Here is a 15,971-nt window from a genome sequence, read left to right as displayed (position 1 = left end):
ACAATGGAAATAGCATTATTAACAGATGTTGGTCAGAAACGGACAAATAATCAGGACTATGTCAATCACTTTGTCAACCGAGCAGGACGCACTATGATCATCTTGGCTGACGGGATGGGGGGACACCGTGCAGGAAATATCGCTAGTGAGATGGCGGTAACAGACCTTGGTGTGGCTTGGGTGGATACCCAAATTGACTCAGTCAATGAAGTTCGTGAGTGGTTTGCCCACTACCTGGAGATTGAAAATCAAAAAATTCATCAACTAGGTCAGGACGAAGCTTACAGAGGCATGGGAACAACGCTAGAAGCTGTTGCGTTTATTGACAACCAAGCCATCTATGCTCACATTGGAGATTCTCGTATCGGTTTGATTCGTGGAGAAGAATACCACCAGTTGACGAGTGACCATTCTTTGGTTAATGAATTGCTCAAGGCTGGTCAATTGACTCCAGAAGAAGCAGAAACTCACCCTCAAAAGAATATCATCACCCAGTCTATCGGACAAAAAGATGAAATCCAGCCAGATTTTGGGATGATTACACTGGAGTCAGGAGATTATCTCTTGCTCAATAGTGATGGTTTGACCAATATGATTTCGGCAAGCGAGATTTATGATATCGTAATCAGCGATATTTCCCTAGCAGACAAGGCGGCAACCCTTATTCGTTTCGCTAACAATGCAGGAGGTTTAGACAACATTACGGTTGCCCTTGTTTACATGAACGAGGAGGCAGCAGAATGATCCAAATCGGCAAGATTTTTGCCGGGCGGTATCGGATTGTCAAGCAGATTGGTCGAGGAGGCATGGCAGATGTTTACTTGGCCAAGGATTTGATCCTAGACGGGGAAGAAGTGGCAGTGAAGGTCCTGAGGACCAACTACCAGACGGACCCGATTGCTGTGGCACGTTTCCAGCGTGAAGCGAGGGCCATGGCGGATCTGGACCATCCTCATATCGTTCGGATAACAGATATTGGTGAGGAAGATGGTCAACAGTACCTAGCTATGGAATACGTAGCAGGCCTTGACCTCAAGCGTTATATTAAAGAACACTATCCTCTTTCAAATGAAGAAGCGGTTCGGATTATGGGGCAAATCCTCTTGGCCATGCGCTTAGCCCATACTCGAGGAATCGTTCACCGGGATTTGAAACCTCAAAATATCCTCTTGACACCTGACGGCACAGCTAAAGTCACGGACTTTGGGATTGCCGTAGCCTTTGCGGAGACCAGTCTGACCCAGACAAACTCAATGTTAGGCTCTGTTCATTATTTGTCACCTGAGCAAGCGCGTGGTTCTAAAGCGACCTTCCAGAGTGATATCTATGCAATGGGGATTATCTTCTATGAGATGCTGACGGGACATATCCCTTATGATGGGGATAGTGCGGTTACGATTGCCCTCCAGCATTTCCAGAAACCACTTCCGTCCGTCATAGCTGAAAATCCATCTGTCCCTCAGGCTTTAGAAAATGTTGTCATCAAGGCAACCGCTAAGAAGCTGTCAGACCGTTATCAGTCTGTTTCAGAAATGTATGTGGACTTGTCAACTAGCTTGTCTTATAATCGTCGGAATGAACCGAAGCTGGTCTTTGACGATGCGAGTAAGGCAGACACGAAGACTTTACCTAAAGTTCCACAAAGTACACTGACATCGATTCCTAAAGCTCCGGCGCAAGAAGAACGCCCTCAGCCAAAGAAACCAACTCAACCGGTCGCAGAGCCGGCTCCAGCGCCAAAACCAGCCAAGAAACGGAAGTTTAAGGCTCGCTATATGATTCTTTTGGCCAGTCTTCTATTGGTTGTAGCCTCTTTGGTCTGGATTTTATCAAGGACACCAGCAACGATTCCTATTCCTGACGTAGCTGGACAAACCGTTGCAGAGGCTAAGGAAACTCTTAAAAAATCCAAGTTTGAAGCTGGTGAAGAAAAGTCAGAGGCCAGCGATACAGTAGCAGAAGGACGTGTTATTCGAACGGATCCAGAAGCTGGTAGCGGCCGAAAAGAAGGGACCAAGGTCAATTTGGTTGTTTCTTCTGGAAAGCAATCCTTCCAATTGAGCAATTACGTCGGACGCAAGTATACAGAAGTTGTAGCTGAACTCAAGGAGAAGAAGGTTCCTGAAAATCTAATCAAGATGGAAGAGGAAGAATCCAGCGAAAGCGAACCAGGAACTATCCTCAGACAAACCCCTGCTTCAGGTTCGACTTATGACCTCTCAAAAGCCACTACGATTACCTTAACAGTGGCTAAGAAGGTGACTAGTGTCAGCATGCCGAACTACATTGGTTCAAGCCTCGAATTTACAAAGAATAACTTGACTCAGATTGTCGGTGTGAAGGAAGCAAATATTGAGGTTGTTGAAGTATCGACTGCTCCTGAAGGAACGGCAGAAGGAACTGTTGTAAGTCAAACGCCAAGAGCAGGAGAACTGGTTGATCTTGCAAGTACACGTATCAAACTTTCCATCTACAAACCAAAAACACCACCATCAACTTCATCCTCTAATCCTGCCCAACGTGGGAACCAGGGTTCTCCTACAAGTCCAAACCAGGGGAACCAACAAGGAAATCAACAAGGGAACACTCCTTCTAGCAGTTCATCCAATAGTGAAGGATCTCACGAAAGTTCTCGAGATTAGACGAATCTTTGTCATGATTTCATGACAAAGATTTTTTTTCACAAGATTTTGTGATAAAATATAGGGAGTAGAAAAAGGAGGAGAAAATGGACGAATCGAGAGAGTTGAATGCCGTCATTGATGTGATTATGCTAGCAGGAACCATTCTCCTGAAAAGTGGCTCAGAGATTCATCGGGTCGAGGATACGATGATCCGTATTGCCCATTCGCAGGGAATATTGGATTGCAATGTTCTTGCCATGCCCGCAGCTATTTTCTTTTCTATTGAAAATACCAATATTTCTCGGATGAAACGGGTGACCTCATCCTCTTATAACATTGAAAAAGTTTGCGATGTCAACCAAGTATCACGGGAGCTTGTGGGCGGGCAGATTGATCTCTCGACAGCCTTTAAAAAGCTCAAAGAAATTGGTAATCAAGCCCTTCCTTATACAAAGTTCCAAGTGACTGTAGCAGCGACCCTCAGTGCCCCTTTCTTCTCGATTATGTTTGGGGGCAATGTTTATGACGCTTTTGGTGCAGCTATTGCAACTTTATTTGGATTTGCCTTCTCTCTCTATGTCGAGAAGTTTGTCCGCATTCCTTTTGTAACGGCCTTTGCAGGTGCCTTTGTTTTCGGCTTGATCGCCCAGTTCTGGGCCCGCTATACAGGCTTTCCTTCGACAGCAGACCTGATTATAGCAGGAGCGGTCATGCCCTTTGTTCCAGGGATTGCTCTGACAAATGCGGTACGGGATATCATGACCAACCATATCAACTCTGGTATGAGCAAGATGTTTGAATCCCTGCTCATTACCCTCGCTTTAGGGGCCGGTACCTCCGTCGCCCTAGTTTTGATGACATAAGATGACTCTAACAAGTATTTTACTCCAAGCAGTAGCGAGTTTACTCGCCATTATCACCTTTCTAATCGTACTGAATGTTCAACGCTCCATGCTCCTACCTGGTGGTATTTTGGGAATGGGCGTTTGGCTCCTCTATCTCGTGCTCAAAGAACCAACCAATGTTATTGTCGCGACCTTTATCGCAGCAGTAATTGGCTCTTGCATCAGCCAGATTTTAAGTATTGTCTATAAGACACCAGCGGTAGTTTTTGTCTTGGCCATTCTTGCCCCCTTGGTGCCGGGTTATTTATCCTATCGAACGACAGCTTTCTTTGTGACAGGCGATTACAGCCATGCTATTGCCAGCGCGACTTTGGTGGTTATGTTAGCTCTTGTTATTTCTATTGGAATGGCAAGTGGAACGGTAATTCTAAAGCTTTATTACTACATCCGCAAACAACGAGGAATCTCTTCCTAATGCAGTCAAAGCAAAGACTTGATTTGTTGAATCAAGTCTTTTTTCTCTCTTTTGTTCCTATTTGTGATAAAATAGAATGAAACGATTTTTTACAATGAATGAAAAAACAGAGGTAAATATGACAATCGGTATTGATAAGATTGGTTTTGCGACCAGTCAATATGTCTTGAAATTACAAGACTTAGCAGAAGCGAGGGGAGTTGACCCCGAAAAATTTAGCAAGGGACTCTTGTTAAATGAAATTAGTATTGCTCCACTGACTGAGGACATTGTTACCTTGGCAGCTAGTGCAAGCAACTCTATTTTAACAGACAAAGAAAAAGAAGAAATCGATATGGTCATCGTGGCGACTGAGTCAGGGATTGACCAGAGTAAGGCAGCGGCAGTCTTTGTTCATGGCCTATTAGGCATTCAGCCTTTCGCCCGTAGCTTTGAAATCAAAGAAGCCTGCTATGGAGCGACAGCTGCCCTTCATTATGCTAAATTGCATGTGGAAAATTCTCCAGAGTCTAAGGTTTTGGTTATTGCCAGTGATATTGCCAAGTATGGTGTCGGAACTCCGGGCGAACCAACTCAGGGTGCTGGAAGTGTGGCGATGTTGATCACCCAAAATCCGCGCATTATGGCCTTTAACAATGATAACGTTGCCCAAACGCGCGACATCATGGATTTCTGGCGTCCGAACTATTCAAGCACTCCTTATGTAAACGGCATGTACTCGACCCAACAGTATCTTGATTGCCTGACAACGACTTGGGATGAATACAAGAAACGCTATGATTGGACTATGGATGACTTTGCGGCTATCTGCTTCCACTTGCCTTATCCTAAGTTGGCCCTAAAAGGCTTGCGCAAGATGATGGACAAGAACTTATCTCAAGAGAAAAAGGATAGTCTGCAAGAAAACTTTGATAAGTCCATTCTCTACAGTCAGATGATTGGAAATATCTATACAGGTTCCCTCTTCCTCGGCCTTCTCTCCCTTTTGGAAAATACAGAAACTTTGAAGGCTGGAGATAAAATTGCCCTCTACAGCTACGGAAGTGGAGCGGTTTCAGAGTTCTTTAGTGGTGAATTGGTCGAAGGCTATGAGGCCTATCTCGACAAAGATCGCTTGAGCAAACTCAAACAACGTACAGCACTGTCTGTTGCAGACTATGAAAAAGTCTTCTTCGAAGAGGTACAGTTGGATGAGTCTGGCTCAGCCCAATTTGCAGGCTATGAACATCAAGATTATGCCTTGGTTGAAATTGTCGACCACCAACGCCGTTATAGCAAGGTTGAAAAATAATGAAGATAAGTTGGAATGGATTTTCTAAAAAATCATACCATGAGCGCCTGGAGTTGTTGCGAGCTCAGGCGCTCCTTAGTCCTGAAAAGCAAACCAGTCTGGAGCAGGATGAACAAGTCAGCTTGGCTGTTGCAGACCAGCTGAGTGAGAATGTGGTAGGAACTTTTTCTCTACCTTATTCCATCATTCCAGAGCTTTTGGTGAACGGTCAGGACTACACAGTTCCCTATGTGACAGAAGAACCCTCAGTGGTTGCTGCGGCCAGCTATGCTAGTAAAATCATCAAGCGAGCAGGCGGCTTTACTGCTCAAGTACATGAGCGCCAGATGATTGGTCAGGTAGCCCTTTATCAAGTTGCTGATCCTGAACAAGCGCAAGAGAAGATTGCCAGTAAGAAAGCCGAACTCTTGGAACTTGCCAATCAAGCCTATCCTTCTATCGTTAAACGAGGAGGTGGTGCGCGTGATTTGCGTGTAGAGCAGATTAAGGGAGAAACAGACTTTCTCGTCGTCTATCTCCATATCGATACCCAGGAAGCCATGGGAGCCAATATGCTCAATACCATGCTTGAAGCCTTGAAACCAGTCTTAGAAGAACTCAGTCAGGGACAGAGTCTCATGGGAATCCTGTCCAATTACGCGACCGATTCTCTGGTGACTGCAAGCTGTCGTATCGCCTTTCGCTACTTGAACCCTCAAAAGGATCAAGGACGAGAAATTGCGGAGAAAATAGCCTTGGCCAGCCAGTTTGCGCAGGCTGATCCCTACCGAGCAGCTACTCATAATAAAGGGATTTTTAATGGTATTGATGCCATTTTAATCGCCACGGGTAATGACTGGCGTGCCATCGAAGCCGGGGGTCATGCTTTTGCCAGTCGAGACGGACGCTATCAAGGTCTTAGTCGCTGGACGCTGGACATGGAAAGAGAAGAATTGGTCGGTGAGATGACCCTACCTATGCCTGTAGCGACCAAGGGTGGCTCTATCGGTCTCAATCCCCGTGTAGCTCTTAGTCATGAACTACTGGGAAATCCTTCTGCCAAAGAATTAGCTCAAATTATCGTTTCTATCGGACTGGCACAAAACTTTGCGGCTCTGAAAGCCTTGGTGAGTACGGGCATCCAGCAAGGCCACATGAAGTTGCAGGCCAAATCCTTAGCTCTACTAGCTGGTGCTAGCGAGTCTGAAGTTGTTCCCCTAGTTGAGCGCTTAATATCGGAGAAAACCTTTAACTTAGAGACAGCCCAGCGCTATCTCGAAAACTTAAGATCATAAAAAACTCAGACGAATTCGTCTGAGTTTTTTGTACTTAAATACTTTTTCCAGGTAATAGGGTGACTGGTAAGAAGTAACCAGTTGTCGCAACTTCCTTGCCTTCAATCTTCTGCAAGAGAAGATCAACAGTGAGTTGGGCAATCTCTTTCATAGGTTGCTTAATCGTTGTCAGGTGAGGATAGTAGTTCTCGATAAAGTAAGTCCCATCGTAGCCGATGACCTTGAGCTCATCAGGAACAGAGATACCTAGCTCCTGAGCTATTTTGATAACCAGGATAGCTGTCAAATCATCCGAAGCAAAAATCGCATCTGGTTTCTGATGGGTCAAGATATTTTTGATTTCCATTTCTTTTCTGACGGGAGAAAAGTCACTCGAAACATTGATAATAGGCGCTTTTGGGAGAATAGAGGCAAAGCCAGCATGACGCAGTCCAGTCGGTGAGTTAGAGTTATCATTTCCTGTAATCATGATGATAGACTGGGCTCCAGTCTTGACCAGAGTTTGGGCTGCGAGGACCCCGCCACCGTAGTTATCAGAGGAGACGACAGGGATGTCTGGTGATAGATTTCGGTCAAAGGAAATAATCGGTGCCGTCACACGATTGTAGTCTTCGATTCCCAAGTTGTGACTTCCAGAAATGATACCATCGACCTGGTTGGCCTCCAGCATTTCAATGTACTCCCGTTCTTTTTCAGAGTCATGTTCGCTGTTACAGATGATGGTTTTGTAACCATTTTTGAAGAGTTGGTGTTCCAACTTGTCAATCAACTCTGCATAAAAGACATGACTGATGTTTGGAAAAATAAGTCCAATCAACTTGGCAGATTTTCCTTGGAGACTTCGAGCCAGATTATTGGGCTTGTAGCCCAATTCTCGCATGGCTTCATTAACCTTTTGGATGGTTTTCTCAGATAGATAACCCTTTTTATTGATGACCCGTGAGACGGTAGTGGGGCTGACGCCTGCAAGTTTTGCGACATCAGTTAGTTTTGCGACCATAATCTAATTCATAGTAAGTTCCAGTTGGGTTTCCAGACTTGATCAGGATACCATTTTGGTCCGCATGTGGGAAGACACGACCAGAAAATACTTTTTCTCCTTTATTGATGAAAATTTCAAAGACTGACTTGTCGATGAAGATAGTGGCAGTAGTAGCTTGGTTATCGATAGGGCAAGAACGAGTCGTACCAAATTCTTGGGCGTACTGTTCACCAGCCTGACTACGATCCACTGTCACCTGTCCATTGACAAGGTCAAAGTTGATTGAAAGCCCCTTGCCTTCTTTATCAGCAAGTAAGACAATCTCGCTTTGGCTATTGGCCTCCAAGTTGAGCTCGAGTTCATAGGTGTTGTTGGTTTGAGTACGATTTGAGAAGACCTCTTCAGAAGCACGAAGTTCTTTGACGGCTGCGACAGGATATTGGTAGAGTTTGCCATCTTTGATAGTGAGTTCTTTGACCAATGAGAAGGTTCCTTGGTGGTCAAAACGGTCAGATGGGTAAGAAACATCTGGTAACCCAAGCCAACTTACTGCTAGTGCACGTCCATCTGGAGCGTTGAATGCTTGAGTTGCATAGGCTTCAAAGCCATAGTCTAGATTTTGCAATGGAGACACATCTACCATTTCGGCATTTTCAGGATCAAAGGAAGCACCGATTTTGTACATGTTTGGATAGATATTATCATAGTCTAGAACACCCTTATCCAATCCTTGTGGACAGTAGAGAAGGACAGGGTGCTCCCCTACAAAGACTAGATTTGGACATTCCATCATGTAGGCAGTGCGGTCATTAGCAAAGTCAAGGTCGCCAACTGCTTGCCAGTTTGTGTAATCATTGTCCACAGCCTTGTAGAGACGGACGAAGCCTTTTTTCTCTAAGTCCTGTCCACCGACGATAGCATAATATTGTCCCTTAAAGTTGAAAATTTGTGGGTCACGGAAGTGGTCAGTAGAGTCTGCTGGCTGGTCAATCAAGATCTTGTCAATCTTTGTAATCTTGCCATCCTTGTCCATCAAAGCGCCAATCTGGTATGGGTGACGGATCCAGTTTTCATCACGGACATTTCCTGTATAGAATAGGAACAACTGATCGCCAAACTGCATGGCAGAACCAGAGTAGGCACCGTGGCTATCAAATGGAGTATCTGGCAAAACTTTGACTCCAGTTTCTGTAAAGTGCACCAAATCATCACTTTCAAGCTGCACCCAAGACTTCAACCCATGGGCTGCACCAAAGGGGAAGTTTTGGTAAAAGAGAATCCATTTGCCATCAAAATAAGAAAAGCCATTTGGATCATTGAGAAGCCCCATTTTAGGCTCAACATGGTAACGAGTATGCCAAGGAGATTGTGCCATCTTTTCCTTGATTTGCTTGACTTCATCATTTGTCCAGTCTTCGTAGCGTCTGTAACGACGCTCAGTTGTCCATTCCATTTTATCTTTCCTCCATAAGTTCTATTCTATTATTAATAGTAAACGTTTTCGGCAAAAAAAGCAAGCCTTTTATGTTAAAAAAGAGAAAAATATGTCAAACGATTGCCAAAAATCAAGTAAAGGAAATCTGGCAAATTTTCACGAAAATATGAAAGAAAATGTAAATAAAAACCTTTATTCCTCAAGTATAAAGATATTTTTTTGAGGAAAAAGAGAATTTCCCTCAAAAACGAGCAAAAATAATCAGAGAAAAAAGAAAGGGTTTAAAAATTTCTGCAAAACGCTTGACATATTTTTGAAAGATGATAAAATAATACTCGTAGGGCGAGTAAAATCGCTTTCAAATAAGAACAAATTTTTTTATAAGGAGATTTTTGCAAATGACCAATACAGAAATTGCAAAAAAAGTCATCGAAGCCTTAGGTGGACGTGAGAACGTTAACAGTGTTGCGCACTGTGCGACTCGCCTCCGTGTGATGGTTAAAGATGAAGCGAAAATTAACAAAGATGCTATCGAGAACTTGGAAAAAGTTCAAGGTGCTTTCTTTAACTCAGGTCAATACCAAATCATCTTTGGTACTGGTACAGTAAACAAGATGTACGATGAAGTCGTAGCTCTTGGGTTGCCAACATCTTCTAAAGAAGATATGAAAGCAGAAGCTGCAAAACAAGGAAATTGGTTCCAACGTGCCATCCGTACTTTCGGTGACGTCTTCGTTCCAATCATTCCAGTTATCGTAGCAACTGGTCTCTTCATGGGTGTGCGTGGTCTCTTGACTGCTCTTGGAATGACACTTCCAGAAGATGTGACAACTTATACTCAGATCTTGACAGACACTGCCTTTATTATCTTGCCAGGTTTGGTTGTTTGGTCAACTTTCCGTGTATTCGGTGGTAACCCAGCTGTTGGTATCGTTCTTGGTATGATGCTCGTTTCTGATTCACTTCCAAATGCCTGGGCTGTTGCGTCTGGTGGTGAAGTAACTGCAATGCAGTTCTTCGGATTTATCCCAGTTGTAGGTTTGCAAGGTTCAGTTCTTCCAGCCTTCATCATCGGGGTTGTCGGAGCTAAGTTTGAAAAAGCAGTTCGTAAGGTTGTTCCAGATGTCTTGGATCTCTTGGTGACGCCATTCGTGACACTTTTGGTGATGTCTATCCTTGGACTCTTTGTCATCGGACCAGTCTTCCATGTTGTTGAGAACTACATCCTTATCGGTACAAAAGCGATTCTTGGCTTGCCATTTGGTCTTGGTGGTTTCTTGATTGGTGGGGTTCACCAATTGATTGTCGTATCAGGTGTACACCACATCTTCAACTTGCTTGAAGTGCAATTGCTTGCTGCCGATCATGCCAACCCATTCAACGCCATTATCACTGCAGCTATGACAGCTCAAGGGGCTGCAACTGTTGCCGTTGGTGTCAAAACTAAAAATCCTAAACTGAAAACACTTGCTTTCCCAGCTGCTCTTTCTGCCTTCCTCGGTATTACAGAGCCTGCTATCTTCGGGGTGAACTTGCGTTTCCGTAAACCATTCTTCCTTTCATTGATTGCTGGTGCTATCGGTGGTGGACTGGCTTCAATCCTTGGTCTTGCTGGTACTGGTAATGGTATCACCATCATCCCTGGTACAATGTTGTACATTGGTAACGGTCAATTATTCCAATACATCCTTATGGTAGCTGTATCATTCGTTCTTGGTTTTGCACTTACTTACATGTTTGGTTACGAGGACGAAGAAGAAGTTGCTAGTGAAGTAGCGACAGAACGTTTGGTTCAAGAAGAAACAACTGGTAACATTCCAGTAGCTCCTCAAAATGAAACAATCCAAACTCCAATCGTTGGGGACGTAGTTGCCCTTGAGAATGTTGATGACCCAGTCTTTTCAAGTGGTGCAATGGGACAAGGGATTGCAGTGAAACCAAGCCAAGGCGTGGTTTACGCACCAGCTGATGCAGAAGTATCAATCGCCTTTGCTACAGGACATGCTTACGGTTTGAAGACAGCAAACGGAGCTGAAATCTTGATCCACGTTGGTATCGACACGGTGACTATGAACGGTGAAGGCTTTGAACAAAAAGTTGCTCAAGGCGACAAGGTCAAAGCTGGTGATGTTCTCGGAACCTTTGACTCAAACAAAATCGCTGCTGCAGGTCTTGACGACACAACAATGGTTATCGTAACCAACACAGCAGACTACGCTTCTGTGACACCAGTCGCAAGCGGTTCAGTTGTCAAGGGTGACGCTATCATCGAAGTGAAAGCCTAGTCCTCTTCGAAAATCAGATTTAAAAATAAAACGAACAAATATTATGTTTGTTCGTTTTTACTTGGATGGTAAGATTTACAGAGGAAAATCTAAAATATTGAGAAATCTAGCCCTTTAAAATGTGCTATAATAGAGAAAACAAAGATAAGAGGTTTATCATGACAAAATTATATGGAAGCTTAGAAGCGGGCGGTACAAAGTTTGTCTGTGCTGTCGGTGATGAAAACTTTAATGTTGTGGAAAAAACACAATTTCCAACAACAACTCCTATCGAGACTATCGATAAAACCATCGAGTTCTTTTCAAAATTCGATAATCTTGCTGGTCTTGCTGTCGGTTCATTTGGTCCGATCGATATCGACAAAAACTCAAAAACCTATGGCTTTATCACAACGACTCCAAAACCTCACTGGGCAAATGTAGACCTACTTGGGGCTCTCCGTCGTGCCCTCAACGTACCCATGTATTTCACCACAGACGTAAATAGCTCTGCCTATGGTGAAGTAGTTGCTCGTAACAATGCTGGTGGCCGTATCGAAAACTTGGTTTACTACACGATCGGTACAGGGATCGGTGCAGGTGTTATCCAACGTGGTGAGTTTATCGGTGGTGTCGGTCACCCTGAGATGGGTCACTACTATGTGGCTAAACACCCAATGGATGTAGAAAAAGAATTTAACGGCGTCTGTCCTTTCCATAAGGGTTGTTTGGAAGGCTTTGCGGCTGGACCAAGTCTAGAAGCTCGTACAGGTGTTCGTGGCGAAAACATCGAACTCAACAGCTCTGTCTGGGATGTTCAAGCCTACTATATCGCTCAGGCTGCGGTCAATGCTACTGTGACTTTCCGCCCAGACGTCATCGTCTTTGGTGGTGGGGTTATGGCCCAACAACACATGCTGGACCGTGTACGTGAGAAATTCACTGCTCTTCTAAATGGTTACCTACCAGTACCAGACGTGCGTGACTATATCGTGACTCCAGCAGTCGCAGGCAATGGTTCTGCCACACTTGGGAACTTTGTCCTTGCTAAGAGTGTCGCAAAATAAAACAAAGAAAATATCCGCTTGGGCAACCAAACGGATGTTTTGTTTGAAGACAATTTTTTTGAGCCTTTCCTTAAGTGATTATGGACGGTAGCGACTTTCTTCGAAATTCCATATCGAAACTTTGAGCCTACTGTCTCAAAGTTTCCCAACACCTGAAACCATGAGATTTCAGGTGTTTTTATCACGGCGGAAAGGCTAGGTTAGTCCTCGATTCACTATCGAAAAGTTGGCATGATTTCCATACCAAAGTATATTTAGTATCAGGCTATTTTCTATTATCAAAACATCTGCCAGAAGAAATCAATAATATAGGTCAAACCATAAGTATAAACCACTAGGGTAAAGGGCTTGGTCAGAATGATGATAATCATATAGCGCTTGAAGGTCATCTTGGTGAGGGCAGCCAGCATGCAGAGAAAGTCAGCTGGACTGACAGGCCAGATCATCATAAAGATAAAGAACCGCTCGAAACGATTGCCCTTATCTAGCCAACCGATATACTTGTCATAGGTGCGCTTGCTGACGACGGACTGGACAAAGGCAGCTCCATAGAGACGGACGAGGTAAAAGATAATGGCACAGCCAATCACGATGCCGATATAGTTATAGATGGTTCCGATGATGTGGCCGTAAATAAAGACCCCAGCCACTGAGGTCAAAGCTCCCGGAATGATCGGAACGACGGTTTGTAGGATCTGTAAAAAGATAAAGAGTGGTGGCCCCCAAACCCCAGCTTGCTGGATAAAGGCCGATAGAGTTTCCTTTGACTGTAACACTCCTGCCTGATAGGCCCAAATACAGAAAATCAAGGTGCCGACTCCCCCGACGATAGATGAAATATTGATGACTTGCTGTAGAAGGGGAGAAACAGCTTTCATTTGCTTATCCTGTGACATGTAAACTCCTCATAGATAGTATGATTCTACTATACCATATTTTATGGAGAAAAACTATCTGGATTATCTGACTGGCGAAATAAGTGTGGTAAAATGAGAATAAGAAAATGACGGTATAGAATGAGGGGTATCATGTTAGGTTTAAACTTTAAAGGAAGCTGGCGCCAATATCAAAAACAGGTATTGGATCGTTTTCAGGACTATCAAGCAGACGGTCATGTTCATCTAGTGGCTGCCCCAGGGTCTGGAAAGACCACCATTGGTATCGAGCTAATCGCTCGTTTTGGCAACCCAGCCCTCATCTTAGTTCCGACTGTCATCATTCGTGAACAATGGGTAGATAGGATTCAAACTGCATTTCTAGGGGAGGGTCAGAGGCTTTCAGACCTCGTTTCCCAAAACTTAAAGGAGATGAAGGCATTAACGATTGTGACCTATCAGGCTTTTCATAGTGCCATGAACCAACTGCAATCACAAGAAGATGGAGAAGCAGAGGATTTTGTGGGGTTTGATTTGCTTGCAAGTCTAAGAACTCAGAAAGTTGCGACTCTTTGTTTGGACGAATGCCACCACCTGCGCAATGAATGGTGGAAAAGTCTGGAAGTCTTTCGCAAGCAGTATGGACCGCTGAAACTCATCTCCCTGACGGCGACTCCACCCTACGATAGTGAGCCTGAACTCTGGGAACGCTATATCCGTATGTGTGGGGAGATTGATCAAGAAATCACGGTACCTGAACTAGTCAAGGAAGACACTCTTTGCCCTCATCAGGATTTTGTCTATATGTGTTCACCAACAGCTGAAGAGTCGGAACGTCTCAAACGGTTTGAGGAGACTAAGTGGGACTATATTCATCACCTTATAGTCGATCCTGATTTTCAAACATTTGTAGCAGGGTCTAAGGTCCTCAAAGGGGATATATCATCTGATTTGCTCTTAGAAGATCCCAAGTACTTGTCTGCTATGTTGATTTATATGCATTCTCAGGGATTAACGATTCCTCCATCTTTGCAAAATTTACTGGGAACCCAGAAGCTTCCTGCATTGACCTCCTACTGGCTGGAGATGCTGTTGCAGAGCATCCTCTATCAGACACCAGATTGGTATGAGGATCCAAATGGATATAGGAAAAAGTTAGAGGCTGACTTGAAGGCGCGTGGCTTGGTGGAAAAACGTCAGGTTTATCTAGTTAAGTCCAAGGCTTCTGACCAGCTTTTAACCCAATCTCTGGGGAAGTTGTCTGCCATTGCCGATATCTTCTTGACAGAGTATGAGAGTCTAGGTCAGGAACTGAGACAGTTAGTACTAGCTGACTATATTCGCAAGGATTTTGCCACCTATCTGGGAGATAATCAAGCAACCATTTCTCAGTTGGGGGTTCTCCCTTATTTTGAAAGCATTCGTCGAAAAGCTCAGGAGCAAGAGATACCTGTGTCTTTGGCTGTCTTGTCAGGTAGTGTCGTTATTTTGCCTACCGATGTGGCAGCAGAGTTGAAGGAGCTCTTGCCTCAGGTTCCTCTTAGTTTCTCATCTATTGGTCACTTAGATCCAAAAGATTATGTTCAGGTAGGTTTTCCGAGCTCAGCTAAGGGAATCGTAACGGCAGTGACGGAGCTTTTTCAACGAGGACGGATTCAAGTCCTAGTCGGAACCAAATCTCTCCTCGGAGAGGGTTGGGATGCTCCTTGTGTTAATTCCCTAATCCTCGGAAGCTTTGTGGGGAGCTTTATGCTGAGTAACCAGATGCGCGGGCGTGCCATTCGTATCTGGCCGGGACATCCAGAAAAGACTAGCAACATCTGGCATCTGGTAGCCGTTCAAGCGCAAGCACTTATCACTCTTCCTGGTGAGGAGCCTAGACCAGAGAGCAATCAAGATCTGCAGACCTTGTCGCGACGGATGGAGCATTTTCTTGGATTGGCCTATAATCAGGAGAGTATTGAGACCGGTTTGGATCGTTTGGATTTTCCAAAGCCCCCTTTTAAGAAAAAGCAAATTAGTGAGTACAATGAGCGAGTTAAGAGTCTCTCCAAGGATCGAGCAGGCTTGAGAAAAAAATGGCAGGAAGCTCTTGTCGTAGCGGATCAATTTGAGATAGTTACAGAAGTCGCAACCCAAAAACAGAAGATCCCAGTCATGCTCTTGCTTGATGCATTAAAATGGGTTCGCATGTCATTACTCTTGTTGGCAGTGGATTTGTTGGTTTTGCTATTTAGACTGAGACTAATCGGTGTTTGGTGGCTTACGACAGCCTGTCTCCTATTTTTGGCCTTTGCATCTTGGCGCTACCTACGCTATAAGAGTCCTTATAAACGTTTGCAGTCTCTGGGTGAGCAGATCCGAAAGGCTCTGCTAGATTCGGGGCATCTAACGGATGATCAATCCCGTGTTCAGGTAGAGGAGGACAAGGAAAACTACATGGTCTTTGCCTATCTCAAGGGAGGAAGCATGAGGGACAAGGAGCTGTTTGCGCAGACTGTGGGAGAGTTCTTTGCTCCAGTGGACAATCAGCGCTATCTCTTGAAGGCAGAGAAAGTCCGACAAGGTCAGTCACCTTACTATGTCGTGCCTAGTCTTTTTGATAAGCGCAAGGAAGAAGCACAGAAATTCCTTGACTTTCTGAGGCCAACTATCGGACGCTATCACCTCGTCTACACACGAACAGAGGCCGGACGGAAAACCCTTCTCGAAGCTCGTATCAAAGCTCTCTCTAACAAAAATGATCGTACCTTGACTAAGAAGAAGGTTAAAAGCCGGTTGGAGTAGGGGCGTATGGGAAAATCTATCTGAAACATGATATAATATAGTAAAATTGTGC

The 15,971-nt window shown here is 44.4% G+C and carries 12 protein-coding genes; 9 read left to right on the top strand and 3 right to left on the bottom strand.

Annotation, left to right across the window (positions count from 1 at the left end; all coding sequences use genetic code 11):
- The first annotated feature begins 3 nt into the window (after window positions 1–3).
- The 6 genes from V470_07545 to V470_07520 all read left to right on the top strand — a co-directional run bounded on the left by V470_07545 (window position 4) and on the right by V470_07520 (window position 6,509).
- Entirely contained in the window at window positions 4–744 is a 741-nt protein-coding gene (locus V470_07545; protein AHZ48266.1) for a protein phosphatase, read from the top strand.
- Window positions 741–2,642 (top strand): serine/threonine protein kinase, encoded by a 1,902-nt coding sequence (locus tag V470_07540; GenBank protein ID AHZ48265.1) that lies wholly within the window; start codon window positions 741–743, stop codon window positions 2,640–2,642. The genes V470_07545 and V470_07540 overlap by 4 nt, the downstream gene beginning before the upstream one ends.
- An 86-nt stretch (window positions 2,643–2,728) precedes the next feature.
- Entirely contained in the window at window positions 2,729–3,487 is a 759-nt protein-coding gene (locus V470_07535; protein ID AHZ48264.1) for a membrane protein, read from the top strand.
- 1 nt (window position 3,488) lies between these two features.
- Entirely contained in the window at window positions 3,489–3,944 is a 456-nt protein-coding gene (locus V470_07530) for a membrane protein (protein AHZ48263.1), read from the top strand.
- Between the two features lie 118 nt (window positions 3,945–4,062).
- A complete protein-coding gene (locus V470_07525) occupies window positions 4,063–5,235 on the top strand; it encodes a DNA-binding protein (GenBank protein ID AHZ48262.1) in 1,173 nt (390 codons plus the stop codon).
- Window positions 5,235–6,509 carry a 3-hydroxy-3-methylglutaryl-CoA reductase gene (locus V470_07520; GenBank protein ID AHZ48261.1) on the top strand — a complete coding sequence of 425 codons (1,275 nt, stop codon included), beginning with the start codon at window positions 5,235–5,237 and terminating at the stop codon, window positions 6,507–6,509. Before V470_07525 ends, V470_07520 begins: the two co-directional genes overlap by 1 nt.
- A 34-nt stretch (window positions 6,510–6,543) precedes the next feature.
- Here the strand turns inward: V470_07520 and V470_07515 are convergent, their stop codons facing one another.
- Together V470_07515 and V470_07510 are read right to left on the bottom strand one after the other, a co-directional pair.
- A complete protein-coding gene (locus tag V470_07515; GenBank protein ID AHZ48260.1) occupies window positions 6,544–7,509 on the bottom strand; it encodes a LacI family transcriptional regulator in 966 nt (321 codons plus the stop codon).
- On the bottom strand, window positions 7,490–8,944 hold the full coding sequence (locus V470_07510) for a sucrose-6-phosphate hydrolase (protein AHZ48259.1): 1,455 nt from the start codon (window positions 8,942–8,944) through the stop codon (window positions 7,490–7,492). Before V470_07510 ends, V470_07515 begins: the two co-directional genes overlap by 20 nt.
- Before the next feature lie 380 nt (window positions 8,945–9,324).
- Between V470_07510 and V470_07500 the strand changes: the two genes are divergently transcribed.
- Entirely contained in the window at window positions 9,325–11,211 is a 1,887-nt protein-coding gene (locus V470_07500) for a PTS sucrose transporter subunit IIABC (protein ID AHZ48258.1), read from the top strand.
- Between the two features lie 158 nt (window positions 11,212–11,369).
- On the top strand, window positions 11,370–12,257 hold the full coding sequence (locus V470_07495; protein AHZ48257.1) for a fructokinase: 888 nt from the start codon (window positions 11,370–11,372) through the stop codon (window positions 12,255–12,257).
- A 278-nt stretch (window positions 12,258–12,535) separates the two neighbouring features.
- Here V470_07495 and V470_07490 read toward each other — a convergent pair whose 3' ends face one another.
- Window positions 12,536–13,153, bottom strand: a complete 618-nt coding sequence (locus V470_07490; GenBank protein ID AHZ48256.1) for a hypothetical protein — start codon at window positions 13,151–13,153, stop codon at window positions 12,536–12,538.
- Between the two features lie 132 nt (window positions 13,154–13,285).
- Here V470_07490 and V470_07485 point away from each other — a divergent pair, with 132 nt between their 5' ends.
- Window positions 13,286–15,919 carry a helicase gene (locus V470_07485; protein AHZ48255.1) on the top strand — a complete coding sequence of 878 codons (2,634 nt, stop codon included), beginning with the start codon at window positions 13,286–13,288 and terminating at the stop codon, window positions 15,917–15,919.
- Window positions 15,920–15,971 lie beyond the last annotated feature (52 nt).

The sequence above is a fragment of the Streptococcus sp. VT 162 genome (genome assembly GCA_000688775.2).
In the GTDB taxonomy this organism is placed as follows: Bacteria; Bacillota; Bacilli; order Lactobacillales; family Streptococcaceae; genus Streptococcus.
The sequence above is the reverse complement of the archived record's forward strand: the minus strand, read 5'-3'. Positions and strand labels throughout refer to the sequence as shown.

Excerpts from the sequence above, each read along its gene's own strand:
- V470_07500 (AHZ48258.1), top strand. The coding sequence starts at position 9,325 with ATGACCAATACAGAAATTGCAAAAAAAGTCATCGAAGCCTTAGGTGGA.
- V470_07535 (AHZ48264.1), top strand. The coding sequence starts at position 2,729 with ATGGACGAATCGAGAGAGTTGAATGCCGTCATTGATGTGATTATGCTA.
- V470_07530 (AHZ48263.1), top strand. The coding sequence starts at position 3,489 with ATGACTCTAACAAGTATTTTACTCCAAGCAGTAGCGAGTTTACTCGCC.
- V470_07545 (AHZ48266.1), top strand. The coding sequence starts at position 4 with ATGGAAATAGCATTATTAACAGATGTTGGTCAGAAACGGACAAATAAT.
- V470_07540 (AHZ48265.1), top strand. The coding sequence starts at position 741 with ATGATCCAAATCGGCAAGATTTTTGCCGGGCGGTATCGGATTGTCAAG.
- V470_07490 (AHZ48256.1), bottom strand. The coding sequence starts at position 13,153 with ATGTCACAGGATAAGCAAATGAAAGCTGTTTCTCCCCTTCTACAGCAA.
- V470_07520 (AHZ48261.1), top strand. The coding sequence starts at position 5,235 with ATGAAGATAAGTTGGAATGGATTTTCTAAAAAATCATACCATGAGCGC.
- V470_07515 (AHZ48260.1), bottom strand. The coding sequence starts at position 7,509 with ATGGTCGCAAAACTAACTGATGTCGCAAAACTTGCAGGCGTCAGCCCC.
- V470_07510 (AHZ48259.1), bottom strand. The coding sequence starts at position 8,944 with ATGGAATGGACAACTGAGCGTCGTTACAGACGCTACGAAGACTGGACA.
- V470_07495 (AHZ48257.1), top strand. The coding sequence starts at position 11,370 with ATGACAAAATTATATGGAAGCTTAGAAGCGGGCGGTACAAAGTTTGTC.
- V470_07525 (AHZ48262.1), top strand. The coding sequence starts at position 4,063 with ATGACAATCGGTATTGATAAGATTGGTTTTGCGACCAGTCAATATGTC.
- V470_07485 (AHZ48255.1), top strand. The coding sequence starts at position 13,286 with ATGTTAGGTTTAAACTTTAAAGGAAGCTGGCGCCAATATCAAAAACAG.